Source organism: Solwaraspora sp. WMMB335 (assembly GCF_049179075.1).
GTDB lineage: Bacteria > Actinomycetota > Actinomycetes > Mycobacteriales > Micromonosporaceae > Micromonospora_E.
Map to the genome: position 1 here is coordinate 7237071 of NZ_JBMHMF010000001.1, position 16984 is coordinate 7254054.

The following is a 16984-nucleotide window of genomic DNA, read 5'->3' on the forward strand; positions in this document are numbered from 1 at the left end:
CGCCCGTTACGTGGAGAACGTGCGGGCGCTGATGACCGGCTGCGAGTGCTTGTCGTTCTGAACGGCGTCGTGCGGTGGGTCCGGCTGGCGGGCGAGCGGGCTGGGCCACCAGAATCGGCGGCCGGTCACCATCGCGATCGCGGGCACCAGCAGGGTCCGTACCAGCAGGGTGTCCAGTAGCACCCCGAAGCCGACGATGACACCGATCTCGGTGAGGGTGACCAGCGGCAGTACGCCGAGGACCGCGAACACCGCGGCGAGCAGGACGCCGGCGCTGGTGATGACGCCGCCGGTGACGGCGAGCGCGGTCCGCATGCCGTGCCGGGTGCCGACCGACGGTGCCTCCTCGCGGGCCCGGGTGGCGAGGAAGATGTTGTAGTCCACGCCGAGCGCGACCAGGAAGAGGAAGGCCAGCAGCGGCACGCTGGTGGCCAGCGCCGGGTAGCCGAGGACCCTGGTGAACAGCACGGTGGCGGCACCGAGCGCGGCGAAGTAGGTCGCCACCACGGTGCCCACCAGGACCAGCGGGGCGACCAGGGACCGTAGCAGCACGACCAGCACCAGCAGAACCATGACCAAGACCAGTGGTACGACGACCCGCAGATCGCGCAGGGCCGCGTCGCGGGTGTCGAGGTTGGCCGCGACGGTGCCACCGACCAGCGCCTGCGCGTCGGCAACGGCGCCGACCGCCGCGCGCAGGTCGCGGACGGCCTGGTAGCTGGCGGCGCTGTCGGGTTCGGCGCGCAGGACGACTTCGACGACCGTCAGGTCGGCGTCGCCGCCGCCCGGGTGGACACTGGCCACGCCGTCGACCGAGCCGGCGGCGACGAGCACCTGCTGCTGATGGTCGGCGTCGGCGACGACGATCACCGGGTCGGCGGTGCCGGGTGGGAAGGATCGGGACAGGGTGGCCAGCCCGTCGATCGATTCGGCGCTGACCCGGAACTGTTCGGTCTTGCTGAGCCCGAGCCGGGTGTCGACCAGGCCGGTGGCGAGGACGGCGAGCAGCAGCAGCGAGCCGGCCAGGACGGTCCGGGGGCGACGGCTGACCAGGTCGCCGGCTCTGGCCCAGAGTCCGGTGCGGGTGGGATCGGGCTGGCCGGGCCGGGGCACGAAGGGCCAGAACAGGCCGCGGCCGCAGACCGACAGCCCGGCGGGAAGCACGACCAGGGCGTACAGGGCGGCGGTGGTGATGCCGACGGCGCCGGCGAGGCCGATCGCACGGTCGTTGGCCAGTATCGCGGCGAGCAGGGTGAGCAGGCTGAGGACGACGGTGAGGGCGCTGGCGGCGACGGCCGGGCCGGCGGAGCCGAGGGCCCGGCGCAGTGCGTGGCGGCGGTCGGGTTCGCGGCGTAGTTCCTCGCGGTAGCGCGCGATGAGCAGCAGGGCGTAGTTGGTGCCGGCACCGAAGATGAGGACGTCGACGATGCCGGTGGTGGAGGGGTCGATCTGTAGATCGACGGCGCGGCTGACGATGGCGATGAGTCCGTTACTGACCACGTCGGCGGTGCCCACCACGGCCAGCGGTACGAGCCAGAGCCATGGGCTGCGGTAGGTGATCAGCAGCAGGGTGGCGACGACCGCGACGGTGACGACCAGCAGGGTGATGTTGGCACCGTCGAAGGCGGCGGCGACGTCGGCGGTGAATCCGGCGCCGCCGGTGAGTTCGGCGGTGGTTCCCGCGGGCAGGCCGCTGCTGGCCTGGGCGCGTAGCCGGCCCACCACGGTGTCGAGTTCCTCGATGCCGATCTCGGCGGGCAGCGGTACGGCGACCAGGGCGGCGGTGCGGTCGGGGGCGAAGACGGGTGGGCCGACCTCGCCGCCGACGGCCGCCTCGGTGAAGGCCTCGCGGTCGGCGGCGATGGCCGCTTCGTCGGCGGCGGTGAGTGGCCGGCCACCGCGTGCGTACACGATCAGCGCCGGGTTGATCTGGCCGCCGGGCAGTTGCCGGCGTAGCTCGGCGACCTGGACGGATTCGGCGGTGTCGGGCAGGGCACCGGTCGGGTCGTCACCGGTGCGGGGGTCGCCGGCCAGGGCGACGACCAGGGCGGAGGCCGCTGCGGCGGTGAGCAGGACGAGCCAGGCGCTCCATTTTCCGCAGATGATGCTCGCCAGTCGTGTTCCGGCGCTGGTTGTCATAGGTGACCTCGTTTCGGATCCACGCCGATCGCGCACAACCGGTCCATCTGCGGCAGTCAGCCGGCGGTGGCAAGATATTGCGACCGCCGAGTATCTCGACCATCGAGGCTACAGCGTGGCTGGGATAGTGTGGCGACCGGACGAGCCGCGGAGGGTGGATTGGGCACGGACGGATACGGATCAGGCACCGGCGTATGGGGGCGCCGGCCGGGTGGCCGGCAGGCTGTGGTGGCCGAGATCATCCGCCGGCTGCGTAGCTACACGGTCGACGCCGGGCAGGTCGGCCACGCGTTCGCTGCGGCGCACAGCCTGCACACCACCGATCTGCAGGCGCTGATCGTCGTGATGGACGCCGAGCAGGCCGGTACGCCGATCACGTCGGGTGAGCTCGGTGCCCAACTGAATCTCACCTCCAGTTCGGTCACCGCCTTGGTGGACCGGCTGGAGCGAGGCGGGCACCTGCGTCGCGACCGCGATGCGAGCGACCGGCGCAAGGTGCGGCTGCGGTACGCCGCTGCCGGCGCCGCGCTGGCCCGCGAGTTCTTTGCGCCGCTTGGTCGACGTACCGACGTGGTGATGGCCGAGTTCAGCGACGCCGAACTCGACACGATCCGCCGTTTCCTGGCGGCGATGCAGGCCTCGACCCGCGCGCACCGGGACGAGGTCAGAGCCGCCGCGCACGACCGGCCCGGGTAGCGCGGCGCGGCGGCGCCACGGGCGAGTCCGACCGGTCGACCAACCACAGGGGATGGCTATGCCTCTGTGTATCGGTTTGCATACTCTGAGTTATTTCCCCTGGTCAGAAGCTTGCTGGTCGCGCTATTCTTGAGGCAAGGCACTGCCGGAGGGGCCTTTCGTCCACTAGTGATGGCGGCACTGGACGATCGGCCGGGCGCGTGGGCGCCGTTGGCGGCGCAGCGGCCGAAGCGAGCCACCGGGGCGACCGTCCGGGGCTCGCACTGGACATTCAGCGGTGGGTGGCGCCCGCCCGGCCGCTGGCGCCCCGCGCCGGACCGGTCCACCGGCCGGGTCCGGCCGCACCCGTACAGCTTGGTCGAACAGGTTTCCCACACCACGCAGCGCGGCGACCGACTGGGAAAGCGACCGGCTGGGAAAGGAGGCAACCCCTCATGGGAATCTGGACCGACCTCGCCACCTGGCGGGGTCCGACCGTCAACAGCGGCAACGGTACCGGCGGGCTGAACGAGCCGGAGGACCGCCTCGACGCACACCACGGCATCGTGGTGCACATCGCCGCCGGCTACTTCGAGGGCACGATCGCCTGGCAACGCAATCCCGCGTCCCGGGTCTCCTCACACTTCGTGGTCGCCAAGGACGGACGGATCGCCCAGATGGTGGACACCGAGATCCGGGCGTGGACGCAGCGGGCGGGCAACCGCGCCTGGCTCAGCATCGAAAACGAGGGGTTCCTGCCGGACCGGCTGACCCCGCAGCAGGTGGAGGCCAACGCGCAGCTGCTGGCCCGGTCGCACCAGGAACATGGCATCCCGGTCCGCAACGCCAGCAGCCCGAACGAGCGCGGTCTCGGCCACCACAGCATGGGCGCCGAACACGGCTTCGACTGGGGCCACAGCCAGTGCCCGGGGCCGGCGATCGTCGCCCAGAAGCCGACGATCGTGGCCAGGGCGCAACAGATCATCACGCCGAAACCGCCGCCACCGCCGCCGCAACCACCGGCTCCACGATGGATCATCGACGACCTCGACGACGCGGGAGACCCTGCCATGTACCTCGTACAGTGCACCACCCAGACCCCGAACCCGATCTTCGTCGTGCACGACAGCGGTAAGGTCCGGCACATCGGACCGGCCGAACTCGGCTACCTACGCAGCCTCACCGGCGACGACGTGGTGCCCACCATCGTCGAGGCCGAGCCCGGCGCCTGTGCCCGGCTGTTGGCCGAGGCCCGGGTGTCCCAGGGTTTCCTGCAGACCTGACCGGCGGCGACCGGGACGCACGGCACCGCGCTCAGCGCCCGGGTCAGGTCCTCCCACCGCACGCCGGGGGTGGTTCGAGCAGCAGAACCGCCCGGTGTCAGGCACTGCCCGCCCAGCCCGGGCCGTCGGCCCCGGCAGCAGATGCCGGTGCGGGGTGGAGGGCCCCGAGCCGCCGATGGTACGGAGCGCAGCGTCCACGGGGCGAACGGGTGGGCAGGGTTATGGGTGCGCTGATGGGCCTGCTCCTGCTGGGCGTCGCGGTGGGGTCTGCGGTGTCCTTGACGGCGAGGCTGGACGGCGATGCCGGGTTCGGGCCGGGTTTCGTACTCGGTGTCGGGCTGGCAGTGCTAGCGCATCTCTTCGATCTCGTGGTCATGGACTGGATCAGGTCCTGGTGCCACGACCGCTTCCCTGGCCGCTGCTTCTGGTGCCTGCCTACGGTGTGCTCGTCGGCACCGCCACCGTGGTGGTGGGGGCGCTGTCCTGAACATCGGTCGTCGACTGACCGTGCTCTCCGTGTTGCGGCTGCGTCGCGGCGACCTGGTCGTGGTGGCCCATCGTCCCGGCACGATGATCGGAAACCGGGCGGAAGCCGGGAGCGGTACCATGCGGCCGAACAGGTGGCCGGCCGACGGATCGAACCGGTGGATTTCGCCGGTGTGACCTGCGCCGGTGTGACCCGTTGACACAGTGGGTGGATGACGCAGGGCGGACCTCGCCAGGCTGCGCTCGCGCGGCGGCTCCTGGTGGCCCGCACGCAGGCGGCCGGCGGCGATGTGAGCTGGATGGAGCTCTTCATCGACCTGTTCTTCGTGTACGCCTTCCTCAGCGTCACCACCCTGGCGGCCAACCGGCTGGGGTGGCTCGGGCTGGCCGAAGGTCTGCTGCTGGCGTTGCTGCTGTGGCAGTGCTGGACGCCGTGCGCCTGGCTGGGCAACATCGTGCAGCTGGACCGGGGCGCCATGCCGCTGGTCGTGTTCGTCATCGCGATCACTCTGCTGGTGATGGGGGTGGCGATCCCACGGGTGTTCGACCCCACCGGCGTGGCGCTCGGGCCCGCCGTCGTCGCCGGTGGCTACCTGGCGATTCGGTGCATCGTGCTGGGGATCATGACCTACCTGTGGTGGCCGGACGGCCCCTCGGCGCGTCGCCCGGTCCGGCTCGCCTGGCTGACCGTACTCGCCGGTGGGCTGGCGCTGGCCGGTGCCGTCGTGGTGCCGCCGTACCTCCCACCGACGGTGGACGAGGAGTACGCGCGGTTCGCACTGTTCGCGATCGCCGTCGTCGTCGATTTCGGCATCGTGCGCGCGGTCGGGCGGGGTCGCTGGCGGGTGGTGTCGATCCGGCACATCGGTGAGCGGCACGGCCTGGTCGTCCTGGTCGCCCTCGGGGAGACTCTCATCGCGGTCGGCACCAGCCAGGGCTTCGGCGGGGATCAGCCGATCACCGGGCCGCTGCTGGCCGGTGCGGTGTTGAGCATCGCCGTCGTCGCGGTGCTGTGGTGGGTCTATTTCGACGTCGCGAAGGCGGTCACCGAACGGGCGATCGAGCAGGCCGGCAAGGACACCCGCTCACAGGCGGTGCGCGACGCGTACAGTGGGTTGCACCTGCCGATGATCGTCGGTCTGCTGCTGCTGGCGCTGGAACTCAAGCAGGCGGTGCGGGCCGCGGCGGGCGGAGGCGGGCACCCGTGGCACGCGCCGAGCGCGGTGCTGCTGTTCGTCGGGGCCGGGATCTACCTGGTCGGCCTGGTCGGCTTTCACCGGCGTGCCACCGGCCAGCTGGGACGCAGCCCGCTTGTCGGCATCGGGCTGCTGGTGGTGCTGGCCCCGGTCGCCGCCGGATCGCCACCGCTGGGCTCGTTGGGGTTGCTCGCCGGCGCGGTCGGCGCGATGGTGGTCGCCGACCGTACGGTGTTCCGGCGCCGCCATCGCGAACTGCACCAGGTGGCCGACCCGGAGATCGCGCACATCGACCGGGTGACGTCCAAGGAGCTTTTCGTCGATCTGGTCTTCGTGTTCGCGTTTCTCCAGGTGACGGTCCTGATGGCCCGGCAGGAGTCGGCGGTCGGGATCCTGCAGGGGATGATCCTGCTCGCGTTGCTGTGGTGGGGCTGGTCCAGCGTGTCGTGGGTGACCAACGCGGTGCGTGCCGAGGACGCGACGCTGCGGGTGGCGATGGTCGTGGTCGTCGCGGCGACGTTGGTGTTCGGCATCGCGTTGCCGCAGATCTTCGAACCCGATCCGGCCGCGATACCCGGGCTGGCGGTGATCGCGGCCGCTTACGGCGTCGCACGGCTGGCCCAACTGCTGTTGGCCAGACAGGTGGGCCGACAGGTGGCGCAGCTGCGCCGGATCGTCCGGCACGCGGCCGTCGGGGCCACCGTGTCGTTCCTGCTGCTGAGCGCCAGCGCATTGGCCGAGTTGGTGGGAATCCGCACCGCGGCCGACGACGCTGTCGTCACGGTCGTGCTGGGTGTCGTCGTCGTGATCGAGTTTTTCGGGCGTTACCGCACCGGACTGCGGCCGTGGCAGATCCGATCGGCGCGGCACTGGGCCGACCGGTTCGCGTTGATCATGTTGGTGGCGTTCGGGGAGGTGGTCATCTCCACCGGTGTCCCCGGCACCGATCGGGGAGTCACGACCCTCACCCTGGCCGTCCTCGGCTGTGCCGCGGCGGTGCTCTGCGCACTGTGGTGGTCGTACTTCGACGCCGACGGACACCTCGCCCAGCACACGCTGGCAATGGCCCACGGCGACGAGCGGGCCAGGCTCGCCCGCGACGCGTACACCTACCTGCATCTGCCGATGGTGGCCGGGCTGATGCTGTTCGCCTTCGGGTTGCGCGACATGCTGGCGCTGCACGGCGACCGCCCGCAGGCGGTGCCGCACCTGCTGGGCCAGGTCGCGCTCTACGGCGGGGTGGTGGGCTATCTGACGGCCAACCAGATCTTCTGGTGGCGGGTGTGGCACCGGCTCAGCGGCTTCCGGATCGGCTGCGCCGCCACCCTGGCGGTGTTGGCCCCGGTGGCCGCGTCCTGGCCGACGGTGTGGAGTCTTGCCCTGCTCGCCGTCGTGGTGATCGGCTTCGTAACGGTCGAGACGCTTTCGTCCGGGGAACGGCGTGCGGTGCACCGCACGCCGGTGCGCTGAGAAGGGTCCCGGCCACCGGTGACCGTATTCCCTCTGTTGCGACGCCGCGAGCCGGGCGAGCGGGTCAGCTCGGTCAGTCGCGAAGCGGCAGTCGATCGGTGAACGACAGCGGGTAGCCGGCGAAGCTGTCCGAACCGGTCCACCGGCCGTGCCAGGTCTCCGCTTTGGCGTCGGTGCCGTAGAGGTAGAAGAAGAGCGGGTCTTCGCCACCACCGGTGTTCGCGCTCCGTAGTGGTACGGGAACGGGCCGGGCACGTCCCGCCACTTCCCGCGCGCCAACGTCACCAACTGTGAGCCGATCTTCGGCTTCATGAGATGATTCACATTGCGTTTCTTTGAAAGCCTCTTCCAGAGCTGGGGGGAGTTTGTTGCCGTACTGCTCGTCGAGCGCTCTGAGCGCGTCGATCGTCTCATTCGCAAGACGGTTGGGGGCTCCGATCAACAGATCCTTGATCTGATCGGGGGTTGCCTTCGTCGCCTTGTAACCAAAGTCCGCCAGTTCGTACGCGACCTCGTCGACGACCGCGGACAGGGTGTCGAACCAGCGCTTGACAAAATCGTGGTCCTGGTAGCCGAGAACGTGTCTCGACATCTGCTCGCAGTCCTGCGAGGTGCGCAGGGCGAGGCCGCTGGGAGGTGGGGTCACGGGCTGGACCGGGGCCGAGGAGTTTTCGTCGTACAGCGCCGCGACCTGCGCCTGGACGACCTTCTGCGGCTCGACCTGGTACAGCCGCTTCGTTACCCCTGCCCGACGTCGACGGTGAGATGCCGGGTCGTCCTGACGAACCGTACCTGTCCGTTGAGTCTGCTCAACGTGTTGTTCGACTCCGTTATCCGGGCCTCGGTGGCGTAGAACACCTTCGCCTCGACCCCGGCCTGAACGGCGAGGTCGAAGTCGTCGGAGAAACGGATGACCGGGTTGTCGGCCCATTCCAGGTTGATCCGCAGCTCCTGGTGGTTCAGTTTGTCGGGGTCGAAGACGCTGCCGTTGGCGAACCAGCTTCCCCGCTCCTCGACCTACGTGTCGTCGTCGAGCGTCACATCGACGTACCCCGAGTTGGGTCACGTTGAAGATCATTTTCTGATCTCGGCGCTGTGACCTGCCGTGTTGCTCGCGACCGTGTCGAAATCTGCGCACTAACCGACACCCTGACCTCGGCACGATGTTCCATCTTGGCGACTTCCCTACGCCCCGGAAGAGACGCGAGCATCTGATGTGGATGATCAAGCCTAGCCGCCACGCCGCCATCCAGAGCGAAGGTGCTCCTCCGGTCGGGGCGCTCAACGGGCGGCACCGCTGCCACCAGCGGAAACGCCGCACCGATCGTCGTACGCACCACATGACCCCAGTCGGGTCACTCACGGTGACCAGGGAGCTGGAGCCGGCCCGGGTAACACGGGATCTCCATCGCGAGTGGACTCTGGCACACCTCAAAAGCCAAGGATTACGTCAGTCTGGCTCCACTCGCCGCGGACATGACGATGGCTGGACGGAGGCAGCACGACGCAGTGCCCGAAATGGGCAGGAGGTGACATCACATTCGTGACCGTGCGTGATTACGCCGGCTCATCCACCGACGGTCAGCCGCCGTCCAGCCGGACACAACGGGCTCAGCGGCGGCAGGCAACGGGTAAGCCGGCAGCCGAGCACGGGCGGCGGCATGGTGAACCCCGACCCGGGCCACGATCACCTTCCGGTCTCGGCGCGGCGACCTGCCGTGAAGTATCCGTCAAGCCGACGCGCCGCCATCCAGTGCGAAGGTGCTCCTTCAGCGGAAACGCCGCACCGATCGTCGTACGCCTACATGACCCAAGTCAGGTTCGAAGTCGTCGGAGAAACGGATGACCGGGTTGTCGGCCCATTCCAGGTTGATCCGCAGCTCCTGGTGGTTCAGTTTGTCGGGGTCGAAGACGCTGCCGTTGGCGAACCAGCTTCCCCGCTCCTCGACCTACGTGTCGTCGTCGAGCGTCGCATCGACGTACCGCTACGGTGGCCGCCGCGTGAACGCCCCTCGAACCCAACGCGTCGTTGAGTCGATCGGCCTCGGCGTCGACGTGCAACCGCACCGGGCCAAGATGAGCCCCGGTCGCCTGCTCCATCCGGTCCCGTACCCGTCGTGGCACCGTCCGCCCGCCACCACGCGCCCGTGCCACGGCCCGCTCCACCGCCGGATCGGCTGCGGCACCCACGCCGCCCCCGGCGTCCGCCACCGAGCCGACCGGCTCGGGTTCCCGCGACGCCGGTCGCCCCATCGCCCGCTACGCGACCCGGTCCGCCGCCCGCTCGAACCGATCGGCCGCCGGACCGACCGTCAGCTTCGCCTGAATGATCTCCCGCGCCCGCCGGTTGCCGTGCCGGCGCTGCAACCCCAGCAGCGGGTGCTGCGGATGGACAGCTCCGCCAACAGGCGTGTGATCCGCCCCGGCGACCGGCGACCGGCGACCGGCGACCGGCGACCGGCGACCTGCGCCCGGCCACCCGGGCGCAACCCGGCACCTCGCCCATCTCACCCCGAACCGAGCGCATCGCGGGCCTCCTTCTGACCAGTCAGGACACCGGGCGGCCTAGCGTGGCGATCACCAGCCACGAGCGCGCCACTGTGGTACGGACGGGCGTTCGGCCCCGAGGGTGGAGTCCTTTCCGTGACCGGGGTAGAACCAGGTCTCGTCAGGCAACCGGTCGAACAGCTTGTGCTCGACGTCGTCGATGAGCGAGGCGAAGTCGTCCTTGTCGCCGCGGGTGTTGCCGACCCCGCCGGGAAACAGCGAGTCGCCGGTGAACAGGTGGGCGATCCCGGCGGGGTCCCGGTAGAGCAGGGCCACCGAGCCGGGCGTGTGGCCGACCAGGTGGATCACCTCCAGCCGGCAGTCGCCGACCGGGACCAGGTCGCCCTCGTCGACGGTGCCGGTGACCACCGGCAGTTCGGCGGCGTCCGCCGGGTGCGCCAGCGACGCCGCGCCGGTGGTCGCCACCACCTCCTCCAGTGCCACCCAGTGGTCCATGTGCCGGTGCGTGGTGACCACCGCAGCCAGCCCGGCCGGGCCGATCAACTCCAGCAGGCGGGGTGCCTCGTTGGCCGCGTCGATCAGCACCTGGGTGCCGGTGGCCCGGCAGCGCAGCAGATAGGCGTTGTTGTCCATCGGACCGACCGCGATCTTCGTGATGACCAGTGCGGCCAGCTCGCGCACCTCCGGCGCGCCGCCGACCGTGACGTCTCCCTGGTAGGGCACTGGTTCCTCCTGCTGGTCGTGGTGGGACGGAATTGGGTTTCCCGCAGTGCCGGATGAAGGTTACCGTTGCCCGGACGCGTCAGGCAGCGCTCGAACGGAAGGAGGTGGTGGCGACCGTGACTGTCTCCTGCGGTCTGCCCGCCGACCCTTCCACCCGGCGTCATCCGGCCCGCCCGGCCGGTGCGCGCCCCTGGACCTGACGAGGTTTCTTCGATGACGTTCGACCTCGCGTCCCTCGGTTGGGACGCCTCCTTCGACCGTGCCCTGCCTGCCGCCGGCGGTGACCGGCGACCCGGTCGGGTCACCCGGGTGGACCGGGGCGTGTGCACCGTGCTTGTCGCCGACGGCCCGGTGCGGGCGAGTATCGCCGGGGCGGCCCTGGCCGCCGCCGCCAACGACCCGGTCGCTCTGCCGTGTGCCGGTGACTGGGTGACGGTGCGGACCTGGCCCGACGACCGGATCACCGTCGAGCAGGTGTTGCCCCGGCGCACGGTGCTGGTGCGCCGTACCGCCGACAAGGACGCCTCCGGCCAGGTGCTGGCCGCCAACGTCGACGCCGCTGCGGTCGTCGAGCCGATGCATCCGGCCCCCGACCTGGGGCGGATCGAGCGGTTCCTGGCACTGGCCTGGGAATCCGGTGCCGAGCCGATCGTGGTGCTGACCAAGTGCGACGCGGTCGCCGATCCGGCCGCCGTGCTCGCCCAGGTCGCCACGGTCGCTCCGGGCGTCCAGGTGCTCGCGGTCAGCGCGCAGCGGGGCGACGGACTGGACCACCTGCGGCCGTACGTCGTCGCGGGGCGCACACTCGGGCTGCTCGGGCCGTCCGGGGCCGGCAAGTCGACGCTGGTCAACGCACTGGCGCAGGCCGAGGTGATGACCACCCAGCAGATCCGGCGGGTGGACGGCAAGGGCCGGCACACCACGACGTACCGGGCGCTGATCCCCATCCCGGGCGGCGGCGCGGTGCTGGACACCCCCGGGGTGCGGGCGGTGGGCCTGTTGGACGCCTCGTCCGGACTGGACGAGGCGTTCGCCGACGTGGCCGAGCTTGTCGCGGCCTGCCGGTTCGCCGACTGCGGTCACGGCAACGAGCCGGGCTGCGCCGTGCGGGCCGCCCTGGAGTCCGGTGACCTGACCGGGCGCCGGTGGGAGAACTGGCAGCGGCTGCAGCGCGAGGTGGCGTACGAGATGCGCCGCCGTGACGTGCGGCTGGCCGCGGCCGAGCGGGCCAAGTGGAAGCGGATCACCAAGGAGAACCGGGCGCGCTACCGACAGCAGCGCTGACCGTCGCGCGGGCCCCGCCGTCAGCCGGCGGCGGCGGGGTTCTCGCGTAACCACTCGTCGAGGGTGTCCGCGCGGACCGCCTCGTACAGGCCGGCGGCGGTCTGCTCGTCGGGAAAGACCACACTCTGTCCCTGCTGCTGCCCGGTGCCGGACGACGGCGAGGTGAGCATCGTCATGTCACCGCTGCGCAGCTGCCGTAGCGCCCACACGGTGTCGAAGACCGAGGTGCTCTCGTCCACGGTGACCGCGTCGGCGGTCGCCCGCAGGAAGCCGTTGAGCCGGCCGGGATCGGTGAGCAGGCCGCTGCTGCCCGCCTGGTCGATGACGGCGGCGATGATCTCCTGCTGGTGGCGCATGCGGGTGAAGTCCCCGTCGGCGAACTGCTTGCGTTGCCGGGCGTAGTCCAGCGCGGTCTGTCCGTCCATGTGCTGGATGCCGGCGGTGAACTGCCGAAACGGCGGGTGGACCGAGGTGAAGGTCTCGTTGACGGCCAGGTCGATCCCGCCGACCGCGTCGACGATCTCGGCGAACCCGCCGAAGTCGATGAGCACGACATGATCGATACGCACCCCGGTGAAGGCCTCGACGGTCTGCACCAGCAACGGCGTGCCGCCGCGGGCGTACGCGGAATTGATCTTGTCTTTCGGCCCCTCGCCGCCGTCGCCGTCCGGGACGGTCACCCAGGTGTCGCGCGGAATGGAGATCATCTGCACGCTCTGCCGGTCCGCCGGCAGGTGCGCGAGGATGATGGTGTCGGTGCGGGAGCCGGACGACGTGTCCGGATCCCGGGAGTCGCTGCCGACGAGCAGGAAGTTGGTCGCCTGCTCGACCGCCTTGACCGGGCGCTGGGCCTCCGGGACGGCCGGGAAGACCGCCACCTTGTCGACCTGTGACTCGACCGATCGGGCGTACAGCCAGCCGGCGGTGGCCACTCCGCCGACCACCAGCAGCAGTGACAGGCCGAAGATCAGCAGCGTGAGCCGTAACCAACGCCAGCCGCGGCGTCGGCCCGGCGCCGTCTTGGTGCCGGCGTCGGCACCGTGGGCGTCGGCACCGTGGGCGATGGCGCCGTCGGCCGGGCGCGGGTCGGTGTCGGGGGCGGCTACCGGTTCGGGCATGGAATCACACAGTACGGCCTGATGGGCGGGGCTGACACCACCGGCTCGGATGATCCCCGGCGGACGACTCGGCGAGGCCGCCAGCCAGCAGGTCTACGCCACAGCGGGGGCCGACCCGTCCCACCCCCCGATCGGACGGGCCGGCCCGCTGACGCGTGGAGGAACCCCGAAGCTCCACGCGAGACCAGTGGGTGACTTGACCAATATGAGGAGTATGGCGTAGTTGGTGGGTCCGCGAGGATGGTTTCCGGGCACCGGCCGTCCGATGCCCCGATCGGGGGACGCGGTGCGTCCGCCGAACTTGTCGGAGCCCGGGGCTAGAGTTGCCGGGGCATCCGACGTGCCCGCCCTGATCCCGATCCGTTGGCCGGTCCGCACCTGCCAGCCGGGCCGGAGAAGCGTCGCCGGGCGGGACGCGGATCGCCGCGCTGAAAATTCACATCTCGTACACCCCAGCCTTTACGGGAGCAGGCGGACCGTGGCCGACCGATTGACCATCCGTGGCGCGCGTGAGCACAATCTCCGCGACGTCAGCCTCGACCTGCCGCGCGACGCGCTGATCGTGTTCACCGGCCTGTCCGGTTCCGGCAAGTCGAGCCTCGCCTTCGACACGATCTTCGCGGAGGGCCAGCGTCGGTACGTGGAGTCGCTCTCGTCGTACGCCCGGCAGTTTCTCGGTCAAATGGACAAGCCGGACGTCGACTTCATCGAAGGTCTGTCGCCAGCGGTCTCCATCGACCAGAAATCGACCTCGCGCAACCCTCGCTCCACCGTCGGTACCATCACCGAGGTCTACGACTATCTGCGGTTGCTGTTCGCCCGGGTCGGTGAGCCGCACTGCCCGGTCTGCGGCGAGCGGATCTCCCGACAGACGCCGCAGCAGATCGTCGACCGGGTGCTGGCCATGCCGGAGGGCACCCGGTTCATGGTGCTCGCCCCGGTGGTGCGCGGGCGCAAGGGCGAGTATGTCGACCTGTTCACCGACCTGCAGGCCAAGGGGTACGCCCGGGCCCGCGTCGACGGGGTGGTGCACCCGCTCACCGAGCCGCCGAAGCTGAAGAAGCAGGAGAAACACACCATCGAGGTGGTGGTCGACCGGCTCGCCGTCAAACCCGGCGCGCGGCGGCGGCTGACCGACTCGGTCGAATCCGCGCTCGGCCTGGCCGGCGGGATCGTGCTGCTCGACTTCGTCGACCTCGCCGAGGACGACCCGGCCCGGGAACGGCGCTACTCCGAGCACCTGGCCTGCCCCAACGACCACCCGCTGGCCATCGAGGACCTGGAACCGCGGGTGTTCTCCTTCAACGCCCCGTACGGCGCCTGCCCGGAGTGCGTCGGCCTGGGCACCAAGAAGGAGGTCGACGCCGAGCTGGTGGTGCCGGACGTCGAGCGCAGTCTGCGCGACGGCGCGATCCAGCCGTGGGCGGGCGGGCAGACCCAGGAGTACTTCCTGCGGCTGCTGGCCGCGCTCGGCGACGCCGAGCACTTCGACCTGGACACGCCGTGGCGCAAGCTGCCCAGCCGGGCGCAGAAGACCATCCTGTACGGCGCCGACGACCAGGTGCACGTGCGCTACCGCAACAAGTACGGCCGGGAGCGGTCCTACTACACCGGCTTCGAGGGCGTGGTGCAGTGGATCGAGCGGCGGCACACCGACACCGAGTCCGACTGGTCCCGGGACAAGTACGAGGGCTACATGCGCGACGTGCCGTGCGGTTCGTGCGGCGGAGCGCGGCTCAAGCCCGAGGTCCTGGCCGTCACCGTCGCCGGGCGCAACATCGCCGAGGTGACCGCGCTGTCCGTGGGCGAGTGCGCCGACCTGCTCGCCGGGCTGGTGCTCACCGACCGGCAGAAGTTGATCGCCGAGCGGGTGCTCAAGGAGATCAACGCCCGGCTGCGTTTCCTGGTCGACGTCGGGCTGGACTACCTGTCGCTGGACCGGCCGGCCGGCACCCTCTCCGGCGGCGAGGCGCAGCGGATCCGGCTGGCCACGCAGATCGGCTCCGGCCTGGTCGGGGTGCTCTACGTGCTCGACGAGCCGTCCATCGGGCTGCACCAGCGGGACAACCACCGGCTGATCGAGACCCTGGTCCGGTTGCGCGGGCTGGGTAACACGCTGATCGTGGTCGAGCACGACGAGGACACCATTCGCACCGCCGACTGGATCGTCGACATCGGCCCCGGCGCGGGCGAGCACGGCGGTGGGATCGTGTACAGCGGCCCGGTGGCCGGCCTGCTGGTCAGCGACGAGTCGCTGACCGGTGCGTACCTGTCCGGGCGGCGGGCCATCGCGGTGCCGGCCAACCGCCGGCCGGTGAGCGCCGGCCGGGAGCTGGTGGTGCACGGCGCGCGGGAGCACAATCTGCGCAACCTGACCGTGGCTTTCCCCCTCGGCCAGCTCATCGCCGTCACCGGGGTGAGCGGGTCCGGCAAGTCGACCCTGGTCAACGACATCCTCTACACGGTGCTGGCCAACCAGATCAACAACGCCCGGCTGGTGCCCGGTCGACACACCCGGATCAGCGGCCTGGAACACGTGGACAAGGTCGTCGGGGTCGACCAGTCGCCGATCGGGCGCACCCCCCGGTCGAACCCGGCGACGTACACCGGCGTGTTCGACCACGTCCGCCGGCTGTTCGCCGAGACCACCGAGGCGAAGGTCCGCGGCTACGGCCCGGGCCGGTTCTCGTTCAACGTCAAGGGCGGCCGGTGCGAGGCGTGCTCCGGCGACGGCACGATCAGGATCGAGATGAATTTCCTGCCGGACGTGTATGTGCCGTGCGAGGTCTGCAAGGGGGCCCGGTACAACCGGGAGACCCTCGAGGTCCACTACAAGGGCCGCACCATCGCCGAGGTGCTGCAGATGCCGATCGAGGAGGCCGCCGAGTTCTTCGGCGCGATCCCGGCGATCCACCGGCACCTGCGGACCCTGGTCGACGTCGGTCTGGGCTACGTGCGGCTGGGGCAGCCCGCGCCGACGCTGTCCGGCGGCGAGGCGCAGCGGGTCAAGCTCGCCGCCGAGCTGCAGAAGCGCTCGACCGGGCGGACCGTGTACGTGCTCGACGAGCCGACCACCGGGCTGCACTTCGAAGACATCCGCAAACTGCTGACCGTGCTGGCCGGGCTGGTCGACAAGGGCAACACCGTCATCGTCATCGAGCACAACCTCGACGTGATCAAGACCGCGGACTGGCTGATCGACATGGGTCCGGAGGGCGGCCACCGGGGTGGCACCGTGGTGGCCACCGGCACGCCGGAGGAGATCGCCGAGGTGCCGCAGAGCCACACCGGGGCGTTCCTGCGTCCGGTCCTCGGATTGACCGGCGACGCCGGCGGAGCAGCCGCCGCGTCCGCCCGGGCGGCCAAGGCCAACGGCGGGTCCGGCCGGCCAGCCGGCGCGTCGACCAGAGCGAAGCGTGGTTCCGGCCCGCGGCGGGCGGCCGAGCCGGTCGCACAGCATTGACACAGCGACCGCACAGCGGCGTCCACGACTTCGGATCAATCATGGTCATGCCGTCATAACGGGATGAACCGTTTGCGACGCGCAGCCGTAGCTACGGGCGTGGTCACGGACGACCAGCCGTGGCAACCGAATGAGGAAGGGCTACCACATATGAGTGAGCACCGTACAACGGCCGACGCCAACGCCACCAACCGCCGGATCGTGCTGCTCGGGGCGGGCGGGATCGGGGCGAGTGTGGCGCTGGCCGCGTGTGGCACGGGGAACGACGACGAACTGGGCAGCGGTGCCGCGACCGAGCCGATCGACTCCGGTGCGACCGGTGACGGTGACACTGGTGGCGACGACGCCGCCGGAGACGGCCTCACCACCAGCCAGGTGCCGGTCGGCGGTGGGATCATCCTCGCCGCGCAGGGCATCGTGGTGACCCAGCCCACCGAGGGCGAGTTCAAGGCGTTCAGCAACGTCTGTACCCACCAAAGGTGCCCGGTCGCCAACCTCGACGGCGGGACGATCAACTGCACCTGCCACTTCAGCAGCTTTTCCATCGTGGACGGTTCGGTACTGTCCGGCCCGGCACCCGATGCGCTGGAGGAGAAGACGGTGACCGTCGACGGCGAGAACATCGCCGTCGCCTGACAT

10 protein-coding genes and 1 pseudogene are annotated in these 16984 nt (G+C 70.4%); 6 read left to right on the forward strand and 5 right to left on the reverse strand.

The window, feature by feature from the left end:
* Positions 1-6: 6 nt before the first annotated feature.
* Complete coding sequence (locus ACN27F_RS31245; protein ID WP_421439051.1) at positions 7-2139, reverse strand: MMPL family transporter; 2133 nt, start codon at positions 2137-2139, stop codon at positions 7-9.
* A gap of 159 nt (positions 2140-2298) precedes the next feature.
* On the opposite strand from ACN27F_RS31245, the gene ACN27F_RS31250 reads away from it, so the two are divergent.
* The 3 genes from ACN27F_RS31250 to ACN27F_RS31260 all read left to right on the forward strand — a co-directional run bounded on the left by ACN27F_RS31250 (position 2299) and on the right by ACN27F_RS31260 (position 7249).
* A complete protein-coding gene (locus ACN27F_RS31250; RefSeq protein WP_421439052.1) occupies positions 2299-2835 on the forward strand; it encodes a MarR family winged helix-turn-helix transcriptional regulator in 537 nt (178 codons plus the stop codon).
* A gap of 434 nt (positions 2836-3269) precedes the next feature.
* Positions 3270-4097 carry an N-acetylmuramoyl-L-alanine amidase gene (locus tag ACN27F_RS31255; protein WP_421439053.1) on the forward strand — a complete coding sequence of 276 codons (828 nt, stop codon included), beginning with the start codon at positions 3270-3272 and terminating at the stop codon, positions 4095-4097.
* Positions 4098-4795: 698 nt separating this feature from the next.
* Positions 4796-7249 (forward strand): low temperature requirement protein A, encoded by a 2454-nt coding sequence (locus ACN27F_RS31260; RefSeq protein ID WP_421439054.1) that lies wholly within the window; start codon positions 4796-4798, stop codon positions 7247-7249.
* 73 nt (positions 7250-7322) lie between these two features.
* Here the strand turns inward: ACN27F_RS31260 and ACN27F_RS31265 are convergent, their stop codons facing one another.
* From ACN27F_RS31265 to ACN27F_RS31275, 3 genes are all read right to left on the reverse strand, one after another.
* Positions 7323-7895, reverse strand: a complete 573-nt coding sequence (locus ACN27F_RS31265) for a hypothetical protein (RefSeq protein WP_421439055.1) — start codon at positions 7893-7895, stop codon at positions 7323-7325.
* A gap of 1169 nt (positions 7896-9064) precedes the next feature.
* Positions 9065-9502, reverse strand: a complete 438-nt coding sequence (locus ACN27F_RS31270; protein ID WP_421439056.1) for an eCIS core domain-containing protein — start codon at positions 9500-9502, stop codon at positions 9065-9067.
* Positions 9503-9826: 324 nt separating this feature from the next.
* Positions 9827-10480: an MBL fold metallo-hydrolase gene (locus ACN27F_RS31275; protein ID WP_421439057.1), complete on the reverse strand. Its 654-nt coding sequence runs from the start codon at positions 10478-10480 to the stop codon at positions 9827-9829.
* 213 nt (positions 10481-10693) lie between these two features.
* Between ACN27F_RS31275 and rsgA the strand changes: the two are divergent.
* Positions 10694-11774 (forward strand): annotated as a pseudogene (gene rsgA, locus ACN27F_RS31280) (ribosome small subunit-dependent GTPase A); the annotation flags it as partial.
* A 10-nt stretch (positions 11775-11784) separates the two neighbouring features.
* Here the strand turns inward: rsgA and ACN27F_RS31285 are convergent.
* Complete coding sequence (locus tag ACN27F_RS31285) at positions 11785-12882, reverse strand: LCP family protein (protein WP_421439058.1); 1098 nt, start codon at positions 12880-12882, stop codon at positions 11785-11787.
* A gap of 478 nt (positions 12883-13360) precedes the next feature.
* Here ACN27F_RS31285 and uvrA point away from each other — a divergent pair, with 478 nt between their 5' ends.
* Positions 13361-16345: an excinuclease ABC subunit UvrA gene (gene uvrA, locus ACN27F_RS31290; protein WP_421439059.1), complete on the forward strand. Its 2985-nt coding sequence runs from the start codon at positions 13361-13363 to the stop codon at positions 16343-16345.
* 150 nt (positions 16346-16495) lie between these two features.
* A complete protein-coding gene (locus ACN27F_RS31295) occupies positions 16496-16981 on the forward strand; it encodes a Rieske (2Fe-2S) protein (protein WP_421439060.1) in 486 nt (161 codons plus the stop codon).
* The last annotated feature ends 3 nt before the right edge of the window (positions 16982-16984 follow it).